The 16,410-nt window shown below is 68.6% G+C and carries 13 protein-coding genes and 1 pseudogene; 4 read left to right on the top strand and 10 right to left on the bottom strand.

Annotation, left to right across the window (positions count from 1 at the left end):
* Positions 1–254 precede the first annotated feature (254 nt).
* The 4 genes from NN4_RS32550 to NN4_RS32535 all read right to left on the bottom strand — a co-directional run bounded on the left by NN4_RS32550 (position 255) and on the right by NN4_RS32535 (position 2,865).
* Positions 255–518, bottom strand: a complete 264-nt coding sequence (locus tag NN4_RS32550; RefSeq protein ID WP_147139434.1) for a YciI family protein — start codon at positions 516–518, stop codon at positions 255–257.
* The gene (gene nusB / locus NN4_RS32545) at positions 515–1,021 is read right to left on the bottom strand and encodes a transcription antitermination factor NusB (protein WP_147139432.1); all 507 of its coding nucleotides are present in this window, start codon (positions 1,019–1,021) and stop codon (positions 515–517) included. The genes NN4_RS32550 and nusB overlap by 4 nt, the downstream gene beginning before the upstream one ends.
* Positions 1,022–1,126: 105 nt before the next feature.
* Entirely contained in the window at positions 1,127–1,690 is a 564-nt protein-coding gene (gene efp, locus NN4_RS32540; RefSeq protein ID WP_147139430.1) for an elongation factor P, read from the bottom strand.
* A gap of 47 nt (positions 1,691–1,737) precedes the next feature.
* Positions 1,738–2,865: a M24 family metallopeptidase gene (locus NN4_RS32535; protein WP_147139428.1), complete on the bottom strand. Its 1,128-nt coding sequence runs from the start codon at positions 2,863–2,865 to the stop codon at positions 1,738–1,740.
* A gap of 141 nt (positions 2,866–3,006) precedes the next feature.
* On the opposite strand from NN4_RS32535, the gene NN4_RS32525 reads away from it, so the two are divergent.
* The 4 genes and pseudogenes from NN4_RS32525 (at position 3,007) to aroB (ending at position 7,404) form a co-directional block, all read left to right on the top strand.
* Positions 3,007–3,717: an A24 family peptidase gene (locus NN4_RS32525; RefSeq protein WP_308633342.1), complete on the top strand. Its 711-nt coding sequence runs from the start codon at positions 3,007–3,009 to the stop codon at positions 3,715–3,717.
* A 257-nt stretch (positions 3,718–3,974) separates the two neighbouring features.
* Positions 3,975–5,186, top strand: a complete 1,212-nt coding sequence (gene aroC, locus NN4_RS32520) for a chorismate synthase (RefSeq protein ID WP_147139473.1) — start codon at positions 3,975–3,977, stop codon at positions 5,184–5,186.
* Positions 5,183–5,701: pseudogene (locus NN4_RS46375) on the top strand (shikimate kinase); the annotation flags it as partial. The gene aroC and the pseudogene NN4_RS46375, both read left to right, overlap by 4 nt.
* 584 nt (positions 5,702–6,285) lie before the next feature.
* Positions 6,286–7,404 (top strand): 3-dehydroquinate synthase, encoded by a 1,119-nt coding sequence (aroB, locus tag NN4_RS32510; RefSeq protein ID WP_147139423.1) that lies wholly within the window; start codon positions 6,286–6,288, stop codon positions 7,402–7,404.
* Between the two features lie 131 nt (positions 7,405–7,535).
* Here aroB and NN4_RS32505 read toward each other — a convergent pair whose 3' ends face one another.
* The 6 genes from NN4_RS32505 to NN4_RS32480 all read right to left on the bottom strand — a co-directional run bounded on the left by NN4_RS32505 (position 7,536) and on the right by NN4_RS32480 (position 16,159).
* Positions 7,536–7,994 carry a B-4DMT family transporter gene (locus tag NN4_RS32505; protein WP_246181201.1) on the bottom strand — a complete coding sequence of 153 codons (459 nt, stop codon included), beginning with the start codon at positions 7,992–7,994 and terminating at the stop codon, positions 7,536–7,538.
* Positions 7,995–8,885: 891 nt separating this feature from the next.
* Positions 8,886–9,701 carry a shikimate dehydrogenase gene (locus tag NN4_RS32500; protein WP_147139419.1) on the bottom strand — a complete coding sequence of 272 codons (816 nt, stop codon included), beginning with the start codon at positions 9,699–9,701 and terminating at the stop codon, positions 8,886–8,888.
* Positions 9,691–11,217: an endolytic transglycosylase MltG gene (mltG, locus tag NN4_RS32495; RefSeq protein ID WP_186818740.1), complete on the bottom strand. Its 1,527-nt coding sequence runs from the start codon at positions 11,215–11,217 to the stop codon at positions 9,691–9,693. The genes NN4_RS32500 and mltG overlap by 11 nt, the downstream gene beginning before the upstream one ends.
* Positions 11,214–11,828, bottom strand: a complete 615-nt coding sequence (gene ruvX, locus NN4_RS32490; protein WP_147139416.1) for a Holliday junction resolvase RuvX — start codon at positions 11,826–11,828, stop codon at positions 11,214–11,216. The genes mltG and ruvX overlap by 4 nt, the downstream gene beginning before the upstream one ends.
* Complete coding sequence (alaS, locus tag NN4_RS32485; protein WP_147139413.1) at positions 11,828–14,494, bottom strand: alanine--tRNA ligase; 2,667 nt, start codon at positions 14,492–14,494, stop codon at positions 11,828–11,830. The genes ruvX and alaS overlap by 1 nt, the downstream gene beginning before the upstream one ends.
* Positions 14,495–14,812: 318 nt before the next feature.
* Positions 14,813–16,159: a replication-associated recombination protein A gene (locus tag NN4_RS32480; RefSeq protein ID WP_147139411.1), complete on the bottom strand. Its 1,347-nt coding sequence runs from the start codon at positions 16,157–16,159 to the stop codon at positions 14,813–14,815.
* Between the last annotated feature and the right edge of the window lie 251 nt (positions 16,160–16,410).

Below are 16,410 nucleotides of genomic sequence, written 5' to 3'. Positions count from 1 at the left end.
CTCCAGCCCACATCCGGCCCCCTTGACCTCGAGTGCAGTTGAGGAAACAGGATGGGAACCGGTCGCCGAGCACTCGGCGGCAGCAGGCCCGGATGCCTCGGCATCCCGCTCCCGCCGGTCCCGTACACCCCCGGCGGGAGCGCAAGGGTCACGCGTCGGTCAGCGCGCACAAAGCGACAGCCGCACGCTTTCCGATGTCCCGCATAGGGAATGCGATCCCCTATGCGCTCAGTCAGAAGGTGTGCGGCTGGGCGTTAGTTGGGGGTGGTGGGTTCCCACTCGTGAACGGTCACGGTCGAGGAGCCGGTGGTGTGCACCGGGTCGGCGAACGCGAGTTCCGTTGCGGCGTCGAGGTTTTCGGCGGTAATGAAGTATGCCCCACCGGTGCCGTCGGTGAAGCGGGCGCTCTCCACCAGCTGACCGCGCTCGCTCAGCTGCTTCAGGAAGAGCTTGTGCGGCTCGATCACGGCCGGGTCGAAGCGCGGTGTGCGCATCGCCAGGATCAGGTACTTCTTCACGCCTCGGCCTCGGGGCGCGGCGCGCGGGTGGCGGCGGCCGCGGCCCGCACCTGCGGCGCGATCAGCACGACCTGGCCGAGCACGCCGTTCACGAACGACGGGGAGTCGTCGGTGGACAGCTCCTTGGCCAGCTCCACCGCCTCGTCCACCGCGACGACCGGCGGAACATCGTTGGCGTGGAACAACTCCCACACCGCGATCCGCAGAATGGCGCGGTCGACGGCGGGCAGCCGGGACAGCTCCCAGTCCTTCAGGTAGGACTCGATGGTGCCGTCCACCCGATCGAGGTCGTCGGCGACGCCCTCGACCAGCGTGTGCGTGTAGGCGTGCACCGGCGCGACCCCCTGGTCGCGGGCGGCCAGCTCGACCCGCTCGTCGAGCAGGTCGGCCGGGTCGACGTCGCGTGCCTCTGCCTCGAAGAGCAGATCCACGGCCCGGCGGCGGGCTTTGTGCCGCGTGCCGAGCTTCTTGAACGACTTTTTGTCTAACGGCTGTTCAGCCACAGTCACCATTATCCCAGTCGCTGTATCTATGGCGGTCGGAGCGGGCCCTGCGTGGTTACGCTTCGCTACCGCCTCCGGGCCTGACGCTCCCACCGCGGGGGGCGATCAGGCGTTGACTCGGCCGAGGTAGCTGCCATCACGCGAGTCGATGCGCAGCTTGTCGCCGGTGTTGATGAACAGCGGGACCTGAACCTCGGCGCCGGTCTCCAGCGTGGCGGGCTTGGTGCCGCCGGTGGAGCGGTCGCCCTGCAGGCCGATGTCGGTGTGCTGGACCTCGAGCTCGACGGTGACCGGGAGCTCGACGTACAGCGGCGCGCCCTCGTGCGTGGCGACCTGCACGGTCATGTTCTCCAGCAGGAAGCGCGCGCCGGGGCCGATGGTCGCCTCGGCGATGGAGATCTGGTCGAAGGTGTCGCCGTCCATGAAGACGAAGTCCGAACCGTCGTGGTACAGGTAGGTCATGTCGCGGCGGTCGACCGTCGCGGTCTCCACCTTGACGCCCGCGTTGAAGGTCTTGTCGACGACCTTGCCGGACAGCACGTTCTTCAGCTTGGTCCGCACGAACGCGGGACCCTTGCCCGGCTTGACGTGCTGGAATTCGACGATCTGCTGGAGCTGACCGTCGATCTTCAGCACAAGGCCGTTCTTGAAGTCGCTGGTGTCCGCCACTGTCCTCGGATCTCCTAATTCGTAAACAACATGGTGGTCGACCGACGTCAATCGACGACGGTCAGATCTTTGCTGGTGTTGGTGAGCAACTCCGGGCCCCCTTCGCGCACCACGAGCGTGTCCTCGATCCGGACCCCGCCGCGGCCGGGAAAGTACACACCGGGTTCGACGGTCACCGCCACGCCAGCAAGAAGTGTACCGGTTCCGTTTTTCGCGATGCCCGGCGCTTCGTGGATCTGCAATCCCACCCCGTGCCCGAGGCCGTGCACGAACAGCTTGCCGTGTCCGGCCGCCTCGATCACCGCGCGCGACGCCGCGTCCACGTCGGCGACCTTGACGCCGGGTCGCAGTGCCTCTCGCCCGGCCCGCTGCGAGGCTGCGACCAGCTCATACACCTCGCGTTGCCAGTCGCTGGGGGTGCCGAGCACGAAGGTGCGGGTCATGTCCGAGTGGTAGCCGCCGACCGTGGCGCCGAAGTCGAGTTTGACGAAATCACCGGCGGCCAGCACCGCCTCGGTCGGCCGATGATGCGGGACAGCCGAATTCACCCCGGTCGCGACGATGGTCTCGAACGACACCGCGTCGGCGCCGTGCTCGTACATGGCCCACTCCAGGTCCCTGGCGACCTGTCGTTCGGTGCGGCCGGGGCGCAGCAGGCCGCGTTCCAGCAGCGTGGCGAGCCCGGCGTCGCCCACCGCGCAGGCCGCCCGGAGCTGGGCCACCTCGTAGGCGTCCTTCACCATGCGCAGCTGCTCGACCAGGCCGGGTGTGGGGACGAAATCCAGGCCGGTGCGTTGCTCGACGAAGCCGCGATGTTGCTCGACGGTGACGATGTGGCTCTCGTAGCCGACCCGGCCGAGCTGCCACTCCCCGGCCAGCTCGAGGATCCGGCGGGCGGTCGCCCTGGCGATCTCGGCGCGGAGATCCGGAACCTGCTCGGCGACCTGGGTGCGATAGCGGCCGTCGGTGCCGATCACCGTGCGCTCTTCAGCATTGCGCATGTCCCAGGAGTGCACGAGCAGCGCCGCGTTGGATCCGGTGAACCCCGTCAGGTATCTGAGGTTCACCAGATCGGTGACCAGCAGAGCGTCGACTCCGTTCTCCACCAGCAGGCTCCGCAGCGCGCCACGCCGCGCGGCGTAGTCGGGCGTCTGGCCCACGTGATCAGCACACATGGTTCAAAGCTACCGCCGACACGCCGTATCGCCCGCATACAACACGTGCTCGGGCTGCCGCGAGTGCGCTGACCTCGTGCGGAAGATCATGCTTGCGATCGCGGATGCCGTTGGTACTCGCCGTTTTACGAACCGGGCGGCATGGGGATCGATCGTTGTCCACATGTCGGAAAGCTATCCACATTCGGGTCGAGCGGGGTTGTCACGCGCCGCGATCGGACGAGAGTGGACGGCATGCCGAATGTTGCCTTCGCCGCCCTCCTCGCGTGGTGTGTTGTGTTGAGCGTCATCGATTTTCGGCGGCGGAGATTGCCGAATTCGCTGACCGGATGGGGTGCGGTCACGGTGTTCGGTTATGCCTTGTCCACAGATCAATGCACAGCCGCATTACTGGGTGCCGTGCTGCTCGCGGTGCCGTATCTGCTGGTGCATCTGGCGCTACCCGCGGCGTTCGGTGCCGGAGATGTGAAGCTTGCCGTCGGGTTGGGTGCGGCGGCGGCGCTCGGTGGTGGGGACGTGTGGGTTCAGGCGGCGGTGGCCGCGCCGTTGCTCACGGCGTGCGCGGGGATTGCCGTGGTTGTCTTGTGCCGGATTCGTGGTCCCATCAATTTCTCCCGCCGAACCCGCGATCCCGCCGGTCGATCGGCGCCTGATGCTCATGACCGGCACGGGGTGTGGAAGCGAGCGCGAACACGCCTTAGTCGGATTCCACCGAGCCCTTCGAATGCGCCGCCGCGCGCCGAATTGGTCGCCACGGGCAAGTGCAACAGGCCCGGCCGAATCGCGGTACCGCACGGGCCTGCTATGTGTATAGCCACAGTGTGTGCGCTGGCCACCGCGAGTGCCGGATGATGCGGACAGCGGCAGGCATTGCTTCTGCCAATCCCGGGCTGAACCGCATTGCGGCCGGGCGACGGCCGCCCGCGAGTACCGCAAGGTGCGTCGGGCGACGGGCAAGGCGTCGGCGGATTGCGGCGTCGGGCATCGGGGGTTCGGGCCGATGCGACAGCGCCTCACCGGGTGCGGGGACGGTGGGTGCGCCGAACGTGCCCGTCATCACTGCGGGCCGCGTGCCGGAGCGGGCGCGCCGACATGGGAAGATGGAGCACGTGTTGCGCTGGATAACTGCCGGAGAATCCCACGGTCCCGCTCTCGTCACCATCCTCGAGGGGATGGTGGCCGGTGTCGAGGTCACGTCCGACGAGATCTCCGCGCAGTTGGCGCGCCGCAGGCTCGGGTACGGCCGCGGCGCCAGGATGAAGTTCGAGGCCGACAAGGTGACCGTCGTCGGCGGTGTCCGGCACGGCCGCACCATGGGCGGACCGGTCGCCATCGAGATCGCCAACTCCGAGTGGCCCAAGTGGACGACGGTCATGTCCGCCGACCCGGTCGACCCGGACGAGCTCGCCGAACTGGCCCGCAATGCCCCGCTCACCCGGCCACGCCCCGGCCACGCCGACTACTCCGGCATGCTCAAGTACGACTTCGACGACGCACGCAACGTGCTGGAACGCGCCAGTGCCCGGGAAACCGCGGCGCGCGTCGCGGCGGGCACCGTGGCGCGGAACTTCCTGCGGCAGGCGTTCGGCGTCGAGGTGATCTCGCACGTCGTCTCGATCGGCACCGCCCAGAACACCACGGGTGTCATCCCGGCCGCCGCCGACCTCGCCGCCATCGACGAGAGCCCGGTGCGCGCGTTCGACAAGGACGCCGAGGCCGCGATGATCGCCGAGATCGAGGCGGCCAAGAAGGACGGTGACACCCTCGGTGGCGTCGTCGAGGTGGTCGTCGAGGGTCTGCCGGTCGGACTGGGCTCGTTCACCAGTGGCGAGAACCGTCTCGATTCGCGGCTCGCCGCCGCACTCATGGGCATCCAGGCCATCAAGGGCGTCGAGGTCGGCGACGGTTTCGAGACCGCGCGCAGGCGCGGCAGCCAGGCGCACGACGAGATGCGGCCCGGCAGCGACGGCGTGCTGCGCTCGACCAACCGGGCCGGCGGCCTGGAGGGCGGCATGACCAACGGCGAAGCACTGCGCGTGCGCGCCGCGATGAAGCCGATCTCCACCGTGCCGCGCGCCCTGGCCACCGTCGACATGACCACCGGCGAGGAAGCCGTCGCCATCCACCAGCGCTCGGACGTGTGCGCCGTGCCCGCAGCCGGCGTCGTCGCGGAGTCCATGGTCGCGCTGGTCGTCGCGCAGGCCGCGCTGGAGAAGTTCGGCGGCGACTCGCTCGGCGAGACCCTGGAGAACATCACCAGCTACGTCAAGCGGATCAGCGCCCGCCCGCACAACGCGCCCGCTGACACCAGCACGCCATGATCGTGCAGACCGATCCGCGCGCGCCGCGCGTGGTGCTGGTCGGACCGCCGGGCGCGGGGAAAACGACGATCGGCCGCAAGCTCGCCAAGGAACTCGGCGTCGAGCTGTACGACACCGACGCGGGCATCGAACGCGAGACCGGGCGCACCATTCCGGAGATCTTCGCCACCGACGGCGAACCCGAGTTCCGCCGGATCGAGGAGCGGGTGGTGCGCCGCGCCATCCTCGCCGAACGCGGCGTCGTCTCACTCGGCGGCGGCGCCGTGCTGTCCGAGGACACCAGGGCGCTGCTGCGCAACCGCACCGTCGTCTACCTGGAAATCAGTGTCGGCGAAGGACTCCGCCGCACCGGGGCGAGCACCAACCGACCGCTGCTCAACGGTGCCGACCCCGCCGCCAAGTACCGCGAGCTGATGCGCAAGCGGCGCCCGCTCTACCGCGAGGTCGCCACCGTCCGGGTGCGCACCGACGGCCGCAGCCCGGGGCGCGTCGTCAAGATGGTGCTCGCCAAACTCGGTTTCGAGCCGGTCACGCCGGACACCGGTGCGGATGCCGACTGTCCGGAGCTCACCGACACCACGACTCCACCGATCACCGCCGAAGGCGCCGCAACGCCGCAGGGCAGCAGTCGATCTCGGGCCCGGCGCCGCGCACGTGCGCGTGCTGCCGCGCGCAGGGCAGCCGCCGCGCGGGAGGCCGCAGAGGGATCCGGCGAGCAGGAGGCGTCCGCTGCGCCGGAGAAATCCGTTGCGAACGCGGGGCGGAGCTGGCGCACGCGGCGAGGTGGTGGCGAGTCGGCGACGACGTCGGTTGCGGACGCCCCGGCGACCGCAGAGTCTGCAGCGACCAGCTCGGTTGCGAACGGCCCGGCCGCCACTGAGACCGTGGCGCCGAAATCTTCCGGCTCGTCCGGGAGAGGCTGGCGCGCTCGCCGGTCGGCTGCCGCGGCTGAAACCGACGCGACAGCACCGTCGAACGGCACGGAAGATTCCGGCCAAGGCACGTCGTCGAGCGGGCGGGCCAGACGCGCCAGGGCGCGGCGGGCTCGCGTTCGCGCGCGCAAACACCAGGAAGCATCAACAGAATCGGAGCAGCAGACGTGAGTGAGCCGAATCGTCTCGAAGTTCGTACCGCGGACCCGTATCCGGTGATCATCGGCCGTGGGCTGCTCGGTGAGCTCGTCGAGGCGGTCAACGGCGCGACGAAAGGCGTGCGATCGGTGGCGATCTTCCATCAGCCGCCGCTCGCCGAGACCGCCGAGGCGGTGCGCAAGGCGTTGGCCGACACCGGCATCGATGCCCACCGCATCGAGATCCCGGACGCCGAGGCAGGCAAGGAACTCGCCGTCGCGGGCTTCTGCTGGGAGGTGCTCGGGCGGATCGGCCTGACCCGCAACGATGTCGTGGTGAGCCTCGGTGGCGGCGCCGCAACCGATCTGGCCGGCTTCGTGGCCGCCACCTGGATGCGCGGCGTGCAGATCGTGCACGTGCCCACCACGCTGCTGGCCATGGTCGACGCGGCCGTCGGCGGCAAGACCGGCATCAACACCGAAGCCGGCAAGAACCTGGTCGGCTGCTTCCACGAACCCGCCGCCGTGCTCGTCGACCTGGCCACCCTGGAGACCGTGCCGCGCAACGAGATCGTGGCGGGCATGGCTGAGATCATCAAGGCCGGTTTCATCGCCGACCCGGTGATCCTCGACCTGGTGGAGCGCGACCCCGAAGCCGCGCTCGACCCAACCCGCGACGTGCTGCCCGAGCTGATCCGGCGCGCGATCCAGGTGAAGGCCGACGTGGTCGCCGCCGACCTCAAGGAGGCCAGCCTCCGCGAGATCCTCAACTACGGCCACACCCTCGGCCACGCGATCGAGCGCCGCGAGCGCTACCGCTGGCGTCATGGCGCCGCTGTTTCGGTCGGCCTGGTCTTCGCCGCCGAACTCGGCCGCCTCGCAGGCCGTCTCGACGACGCCACCGCCGACCGCCACCGCGCCGTCCTGGAAAGCGTCGGCCTGCCGACCACCTACGACGCCGACGCCCTCCCCCAGCTCCTCGACACCATGCAAACCGACAAGAAAACCCGCTCCGGCGTCCTGCGCTTCGTCGTCCTCGACGGCCTGGCCAAGCCCGGCCGCCTGGAAGGCCCCGACCCCACCCTCCTCGCCGCCGCCTACTCCGCCATCGCCCGCGAAGGCACCCCGAGCACCGGCATCCTCCTGTAACCCGCACGCGCACAGCAGAAACGGCGCACTCCCACGGGGTGCGCCGTTCTGTTTGCCTCGAACCTCTGCTCGAGCGTGATCAGCGAGCCACAAAACCGCCGTGAGGTCGGCTGAAAGTGGGGCTCGCCGGGTCAGACCGGGGTGGGTGCGGGGGTGGGCTGCTTGTTGTTGGCGCGGTCCGCGAGGATGCGGCCGAGGCCGACGCCGATGAGGGCGGGGATGAAGATGAGCAGGACGATGAATGCGGAGCCTGCGGTGAGTTCGAAGAGGAGGCCGTTGTCGCCGAGGTCGAACTTGGGCAGCCAGTCGAGGAGCCATGCGCCGAGCCCGCTGCCGACACCGCCCGCCACTGCGGCTTTCAGCCAGAGCAGGGTGAGGTCGGTGCCGCGTTCGGGATCGGGCTCGGCCGACCGGTCCTTGCGCCCGTCCAGCAATCCCCAGTACAGAACGACCGCGACGAGCAGAAACAGGCCGAACATCCGCATCCACACCCCGTGGGTCGGCCAGTTCACCATCGCGAACCCGAGCGCGGCACGCAGGAAAACGACCAGCGCGCCGAGCACGATGGCCCGCAACACCCAAGCATTCATGCGCACCACCATAACCCTGCCCGTCGCCGAACCAAACTAGAACCGGTATCAGTTTCTGACGAAGTGTTCTCCTACCGACGACAGCGTCGACTGACCCGACTCCAGCACCAGAACTACGCCGACACTCGTCGGCCGCACACGGGCGCGCACTCCCGGCTGCGCGCCATTCCCACCCCAGGTAGGCCATGGGACCGAGCAAGGTCGGCCTGTCTGAACAGCATCTCGTCCCCACCGGCATCTCGTGTCCACCGCGCCGGGTCTGTAGCGCAACCGTCGCCGACGTCGACCACCCGGACCACACGAACCCACGGCACCCCATCGAACGATCACCCCGCACCAAGCGCAACGGCCCAATTCAGCGCCATCATGTCCCCCTCCACACAATGACCACCCGTGAACGGGGCATGACGGCGGCCTCACCCGCAATTCGACGCCACGATGTCCCCCACGACACGATGACCACCTCCGAACGGGACATGATGGCAGCGTCGCTCATGATTGGGCGAGGGAGCCACCGGAGCGTCGGACCACCGAGTATTTCGCCAAACACCGGCCGGTCCAGGTCCCCCTCGCCAGCACCCGCAACGCCCCGCAGCCACGCCTCCATCAGCCCGTGCGGCCGAACTCACCAGCACTGCAGCTACTTCCAGCCGACGTACACCCACATCCGCCGCGTCAGGCCGCGGCTTAGAACCGCTGAAGTCAGCAGGCACACCATGTTTCGGGATCCGCACTGTCTAGGGACCAATAGCAAGCGCGGATCCCGAGAACGAGTGCGAATTCCTCAGCGCCAAGGCACCTCCAGCCGACACACGCCAACACCAGCCGGGTCAGCCCGAACACCCCAGCACCACGGCCACTTCCAGCCGACGCACGCCTACACGAGGCGAGCTAGCCCGGACTCTCCAGCGCCGCAGCCATTTCCGCGCGCGGAGCCGGACACCCAGTGAACAACTCGACCTGCCCATACGCCTGGTTCAACAGCATCTGCAACCCGCTGACCACCGTATGTCCAGCCCGCGTAACTGCCTCGGCCAGCGGCGTCGGCCACGGGTTGTAGATCGCGTCGAGCACCACCGGCGCCTTCGCCACCGCCTCCGCAACGACCGCAGCGGCCTCGGCCGGAATCGTGCTCACCACCACGCTCGCCCGCTCACACAGTCCGACGAGCGCGTCCGGATCGAACGCCGTCACCGCCGCATTCATGCCGAGCCGCTCCGCGAGATCCAAAGCGCTGCTTGCCCGACCGGCATCCCGCGCGATCACGGTCACCGTCTTCGCACCGAGTTCGGACAACGCGAGCAGCGCAGGCCGCGCGGTACCACCGGCACCGAGCACCACGGCCTCGTCCAAACCGACAATCCCACCCCCGCGCAGCGCACCGAGCACACCGTCCACATCGGTGCAGTCGGCCAGCCAGCCACCGTCACGCCGGACGAGCGTGTTGGCCGACCCGACCAGCATCGCCCGCTCGGTGCGCTCAGCGGCATAGACCAGCGCCGCCTCTTTGCCGGGCATGGTCACCGACAGCCCGACCCATTCGGCCCCGAGCCCGTCGACCAGTCCGGGCAACTGCTCGGCCGTGCACTCGATGCGTTCGTAGCTCCAGTCGAGCCCGAGCGCGCGGTACGCGGCCAGGTGCAACTGCGGCGAACGCGAGTGCGCGATGGGCTTACCCAGCACCGCCGCTTTGCGTTCAGCGACCACTGTCGAGGATTCCGCTCGCCTGGGCCTGCCGAATGTAGCGCTGATGCTGGGTGTAATCGTCGGTGAACAGGGTGGTGCCCTGTTTGTCGACCGTCACGAAGTACAACCACGGCCCGGGTTCCGGATTCTCCATGGCGCGCAACGCGTTCAGCGACGGCGCGGCGATCGGCGTCGCGGGCAGCCCGGACATCGCGTAGGTGTTCCACGGCGTTTCCTGCGCGCGGTCCGCGTCGGTGGTCTGCACCTCGGTGCGGTCGAGTGCGTAGTTCACCGTCGAGTCGAACTGCAGCATCTGCGGAACCCGCAGCCGGTTGACGATCACCCGCGCGACCTTGCCCATGTCCTGCGGCTTGGCCTCGCGTTCGACGAGCGACGCGGCGATCAGCGTCTGATACGGCGTCAACTTGGTCTCGCCGCCGGACTGCAACAGGCCGGTGGATTCATAGGCCTTGGCGCTGGCCGTCACGACCTGCCGCAGCATCTCCACCGGCGTGCCGCTCGGGTCGAAGTCCAATGTGCCCGCAGCGATCAGGCCTTCCAGCTGCCTGGTCCGGTCGGGGCAGTTCTGCACGCCTTGCGCGGCCCAGGCGGGCACGCCGAGCGCGGCGAGGTCGACGCTCGAACCGGCGGCCTGGAGTTCTTCGTAGGTCGCGCACTTCTGGTTCGTGCCGGTGCCGATGCAGCTGGCCTCGGCCATCATGCGGTAGATGCCGTCGGTGCGCCTGCCGGAGCCCACCTCGAACTGGTCGTGCAGCAACCGTCCCTCGGGAATGACGAGGTTGCCGACCCTGGCCTGCTTACCGGTCAACGCGGACACCGCCTGCACGGCGGGACTGCGGCTCGGGATCGCGTAGAAGCCGGGCTGCACCGAGTTCATGTTCGTATTGCGCACGGCCGCTTCGATGAACGCGCCGGTGCTGGCGACGATGCCCTTTTCCTTCATGCTGGCCGCGATCTGCTGCGAGGTGTCGCCGTCGTGCACCTGCACCACGACCAACGGGCCGACCGGTCCGGCGAAATCCTCAGGCGGACCGAGCTTCTCGATCAGCTTCATGCCCGCGAACACCGCGGCACCGGCGAACAGCAGCACGAAGACACCGGCGAACAGCCACATGGTGCGCCTGCGCCGCTTGCGCTCCTGCGCCTTGCGTGAGGCCGCACGGGAGCGTTTGCCGCGCTGCGCACTGCGCGACCGCCGGCTGCCTTCCTCCGGCTCGTCGTCCTCGTGCCGGGCCGCTTCCCGGCGGCCGACGCGCTTACGCGGCGGGCGCTCCGCGTCGGCCCGCGGGCGTGGCGCGGGTTCGGGCGGCTCCATGTCGTCGGTGTAGCGCGGGATGACGGTGGTGTCGTCCTCGTAGTCGTCCCAGTCGTCCTGCTCCCGGCCGACCACCCGGTTCGTCTTGCCGCGCGTGTCTCTGCTGTTCTGCCCGCCCCAGGCTCGGTCGTCACGCCGGTAACGCCGGTCAGCTTCGCGCTGCCGGTACCGTTCCTCGGCCCGTGCCCATCGATCCGTCATGCGTCGTCCTCGGACGACGCGTGCCGCACCGCTTCAACCGACCTCAACACCGCACTCCGTTCGTCCAACCATCCTTGCAGGATCGAGACGGCCGCCGCCTGATCGATCACTTGCCGCTGGCCACGCGCGCGAACTCCACTGTCCCGCAATGCACGTGCAGCTGACACCGTAGTCAAACGTTCGTCGGAAAGTCGTATAGGCACCGGCGACACGGCGGCCCGCAACTGATCGGCGAATGCGGTGGCAATGGTAGCGGCAGTGCCCTTCTCCCCGCGTAATGTTCGGGGCAGACCCACGATCACTTCGACGGCCTCGTACTCCCGCACAATTTCAGCAATTCTGGCGATATCGGGCGCGGGCGCGGCCGAGCGCTTGTTCGGCTTCGCACGCGGCACGGTCTCCACGGGCGTGGCGAGGACACCGTCGGGGTCGCTCGACGCGACGCCGATACGGACACTGCCGACATCGACGGCGATCCGCCGACCACGACCCGGGTCGGTGTCTGGATGGGGCCGGTCGGCGCCGTGCGGCGCCGACCTCTCGGGATGGTCAGGGTCGGCCACGTCACGTGCCCGACCGCCACCCCCCTCGGAATCGCTCGGCGAAGCCATCACCCGGCCAGTTCGGCCACCCGAGCGCGGACCGCGGCAAGGCCGGCGGGAATCCCCGACGGATCGGATCCGGCGCCCTGCGCCATCTCCGGCTTCCCACCACCGCGCCCGGCGATGCTCGGGCCGAAGGCGGCGACCAGTTCGCCGGCCTTGAAGCCGAGGTCCTGAGCGCCCTTGTTGACGGTCACCACGAACGGCACCTTGCCGTCGGCGTTGCCGAGCAGCACCACCACGGCGGGGTTCGTGCCGAACCGGCCGCGGATGTCGGTGGCCAGCGTGCGCAGATCGCCGGCGGTGACGCCCTCGGGCGCCGCGACGGCGACCAGCAGCACGGCACCGATCCGCTCGGCCTCCTCGACGAACTTGCCCGCGGACGACAGCACGGCGGCCATCTTGGTGCGCTCGAGTTCCTTCTCGGCCACCTTGAGCCGCTCCACCAGTTGCTCGACCCGCGCGGGCACCTCTTCCGAGGGCACCTTCAGTGAGGACGCCACACCGGCCAGCAGCGCGCGCTCCTTGGCCAGGTACTTGTAGGAGTCGAGGCCGACGAAGGCCTCCACGCGGCGGATGCCGGAACCGACCGAGGACTCGCCGAGCACGGTGATCGGGCCGATCTGCGAGGAATGCTGCACGTGCGTACCACCGCACAGCTCCATCGAGAACGGGCCGCCGATCTCCACCACGCGCACCTCGTCGCCGTAGTTCTCGCCGAACAGCGCCATCGCGCCCATCTGCTTGGCCTTGGTGAGGTCGGTGACGAAGGTGTTGACCGGGAAGTCCGCGCCTACCGCGTCGTTGGACACGGCCTCGATATCGGCCTTCTGGCTCTCGGAGAGCTGCCCCTGCCAGTTGAAGTCGAACCGCAGGTAGCCCGGCTTGTTCAGTGAGCCCGCCTGCACCGCGTTCGGGCCGAGGATCTGCCGCAGCGCGGCATGCACCATGTGCGTGCCGGAGTGGCCCTGGGTGGCGCCGCGCCGCCAAGCCGGATCCGCCTGCGCGAGAACGACATCGCCCTCGGTGATCTGCCCCTGCTCGACGGTGGTCTTGTGCACCCACAGCTTCTTGGCGATCTTCTGCACGTCGTTGACACGCAGCTTCACACCCGAAGCCGTGATGGAGCCGCGGTCCGCGATCTGGCCGCCGGCCTCGGCGTAGAGCGGGCTGCGATCGAGGATCACCTCGACGTCCTGGCCCGCCGAGGCCACGGGCACCCGCACGCCGTCGGCGATCAGGGCGAGCACGTTCGCCTCGGAGGTCAGCTCGTCGAAACCGGTGAACTCGGTGGCGCCGCGGTCGACCAGCTCCTTGTAGACGGTCAGGTCGGCGTGGCCGTGCTTGCGTTTGCGCGCGTCTTCCTTGGCGTTGGCCACCTGCTGGGCCATCAGCTCACGGAAACCGTTCTCGTCCACCGTCAGCCCGGCCTCGGCCGCCATCTCCAGCGTCAGCTCGATCGGGAAGCCGTAGGTGTCGTGCAGCTTGAAGGCATCCGATCCGGGAATCGTGTTGCCGCCCTTGGCCTGCACCGCGCTCGCGGTGTTGTCGAACAGCGCGGAGCCGGTGTTCAACGTCTTGAGGAAGGCCGTCTCCTCGCCGACGGCGATCGTCTCGATGCGCTGGAAATCGGTGGCCAGTTCGGGGTACGACGGCGCCATCAGGTCGCTGACGACCTTCATGAACTCCGCCATCACCGGCTTTTCCGCGCCCAACAGTCGCGCCGAGCGCACGATCCGGCGCAGCAGCCTGCGCAGGACGTAGCCGCGCCCGTCGTTGCCCGGGTTCACACCGTCGGCGATGAGCATGGCGCTGGAACGGGTGTGGTCGGCGATCACCCGGAAGCGGCGATCGTTTTCGTGCTCGACGCCGTAGGAGCGGCCGGTGAGTTCCTCGGCCTTGTCGATGATCGGGCGCAGCAGGTCGGTCTCGTAGACGTTCTCGACCCCCTGCAACAGCATGGCGACCCGCTCGACGCCCATGCCGGTGTCGATGTTCTTCTTCGGCAGCGAACCGATCGGCGGATGGCCCTCCTTCGGGCTCAGCTCACCGCGAACGTCCTGCATGAACACGAGATTCCAGATCTCGAGGTAGCGGTCCTCGTCGGCGACCGGGCCGCCGTCGCGACCGTACTCGGGTCCGCGATCGAAGTAGATCTCCGAGCACGGACCACCGGGACCGGGCACGCCCATGTCCCAGTAGTTGTCCTTGCCGTCGCGGAACTGGATCCGCTCCTCGGGAATGCCCGCGACGCGGCGCCAGATCTCGGCCGCCTCGGGGTCGGATTCGTACGCGGTCACCCAGATCCGCTCGGGATCGAAGCCGAAACCGCCGTCCTCCTGCGACTTGCTGATCAACTCCCAGGCGAGGCGGATCGCCTCTTCCTTGAAGTAGTCACCGAAGGAGAAGTTGCCCGCCATCTGGAAGAAGGTGTTGTGCCGCGTGGTGACGCCGACCTCTTCGATGTCACCGGTGCGCACACACTTCTGCACGCTCGTCGCGCGCGGGTACGGCGGAGCCTCCTGGCCCAGGAAGTACGGCTTGAACTGGACCATGCCTGCGTTGACGAACAGCAGGTTCGGGTCGGCCAAGATCAGCGAGGCACTCGGCACCTCGGTGTGGCCGGCACGGACGAAATGGTCCAGGAAGCGCCGTCGAATCTCGTGGGTCTGCACAGATATCCAGCCTACCGGTGCCGTGCACGTGGTTTTTCATCGAGTCGGGTGCTGTGGGACACCCGGCAACCTTGCGGCGATTGTCTGACGAGCTGTCGGTGCTCGGTCCCGCTGGCAGGGCATCGAGGGTGGGTGCGAAGGGCGAGTTCGACCTCGCTTCCGCGGGCGGACCGGCGCGGCACGGTCCCGCCGATAGGCCGCCGACGGTGGGTGCGAAGGCCGAGCTCTGCCAACTTTCCGTCTACATCTGCGGATGGCCCAGCGCAGCGCGGCCCCACCAGGCTGGGCATCGACCGCGGGTACGTACGCCGGTTCCGCCTACTTTCCGCGGATGATCCGGCGCAGCTTGTCCACCCGTGGGCCGATTTCGCGTTCGTTGCCGTGGTCGGTGGGTTGGTAGTAGTCGACGCCGACCAGCTCGTCCGGCGGGTATTGCTGGGCGAGCACGCCGTCGCGGTTGTCGTGCGGGTATTTGTAGCCCTTGGCGTTGCCGAGTTTCGCGGCGCCTGCGTAGTGGCCGTCGCGCAGATGCGGCGGTACCGCACCTGCTTTGCCAGCAGCCACGTCGGCCATGGCGGCGCCGAGCGCGGCGATCACGGCGCCGGATTTGGGTGCGCTGGCCAGGTGAATGGTGGCCTGCGCCAAGGCGAGACGGGCTTCCGGCAGACCGACCAGCTGGACGACCTGCGCGGCGGCGGTGGCGGTTTGCAGGGCGGTCGGGTCGGCCATGCCGATGTCCTCGCTGGCATGGATCATCAGCCTGCGCGCGATGAAGCGTGGGTCCTCACCCGCCGTGAGCATCCGCGCGAGGTAGTGCAGTGCGGCGTCGACGTCGGAGCCGCGGATGGATTTGATGAAGGCGCTGATCACGTCGTAGTGCTGGTCGCCTGCCCGGTCGTAGCGGACGGCGGCCTTGTCCACGCTGGCCTCGACGAGTTCGACGCCGACGGTGCCGTCGAGCGAGGATTCGGCCGAGGCTTCCAGCGCGGTGAGCGCGCGGCGTGCGTCACCACCCGCGATGCGGACGATGTGGTCGAGCGCCTCGTCCGAGACCGTGTACTGGTCGTCCAGTCCGCGTTTGTCGTGGATCGCCCGCAGGAGTACCTGACGGATGTCGTCCTCGGTGAGCGATTGCAGTTGCAGCACCAGCGAGCGGGACAGCAGCGGCGACACCACCGAGAACGACGGATTCTCCGTAGTGGCGCCGACAAGCAGCACAATCCGGTTCTCGACTGCGGCGAGCAGCGCGTCCTGCTGCGTCTTCGAGAAGCGATGCACCTCATCGATGAACAAGACGGTCTGCTCGCCCGCCGACAGCCTGCGTCGCGCGACATCGATCACCGCCCGCACTTCCTTCACCCCCGCCGACAAGGCGGACAGTGCCTCGAACCGGCGACCGGTCGAATGCGAAATCAGCGACGCCAACGTCGTCTTACCCGTCCCGGGCGGACCGTACAGCAGCACCGACGCCGCCCCCGACCCCTCCACCAACCGCCGCAACGGCGACCCCGGCCCGAGCAAATGCTGCTGCCCGACCACCTCGTCCAACGACGCAGGCCGCATCCGCACCGCAAGCGGCGCCCCGGAATCACGGCGCACCACATTGTCGATGCTGTGCTCTGCAGGCACACCGTCGCCGGGCACGTCGAACAAGCCATCGGTCACATCCGGCAACGTTACCGAGGTACACCGACAAGACCGAACGCGCTGCACCGCCACCCGCACGCTGCCGCGGGACACGGTGGCGAAGACGTGTCGCGATCTGCTCGACGCTGCGTCCTATGCGTGCGGGCACGCCACCACGATGTCTCGCTCGACAGCACAGTCGTCGCTGAAAGGGACATGGCGGCGACGACGCACCGCATCGGCCGCCACGACGTCCCGCTCGGCAGCAAGACCGTTGTCGGTGGGGACAC

Source organism: Nocardia ninae NBRC 108245 (assembly GCF_007990755.1).
GTDB classification, from domain to species: Bacteria; Actinomycetota; Actinomycetes; order Mycobacteriales; family Mycobacteriaceae; genus Nocardia; species Nocardia ninae.
This window is presented reverse-complemented; position numbering and strand designations above follow the sequence as displayed.

Coding starts and splice junctions, on each gene's coding strand:
- mltG (WP_186818740.1), bottom strand. CDS start 11,217: ATGACGGATCGATGGGCACGGGCCGAGGAACGGTACCGGCAGCGCGAA.
- NN4_RS32525 (WP_308633342.1), top strand. CDS start 3,007: ATGGGGATCGATCGTTGTCCACATGTCGGAAAGCTATCCACATTCGGG.
- NN4_RS32535 (WP_147139428.1), bottom strand. CDS start 2,865: ATGTGTGCTGATCACGTGGGCCAGACGCCCGACTACGCCGCGCGGCGT.
- ruvX (WP_147139416.1), bottom strand. CDS start 11,828: ATGGCTTCGCCGAGCGATTCCGAGGGGGGTGGCGGTCGGGCACGTGAC.
- NN4_RS32505 (WP_246181201.1), bottom strand. CDS start 7,994: ATGAATGCTTGGGTGTTGCGGGCCATCGTGCTCGGCGCGCTGGTCGTT.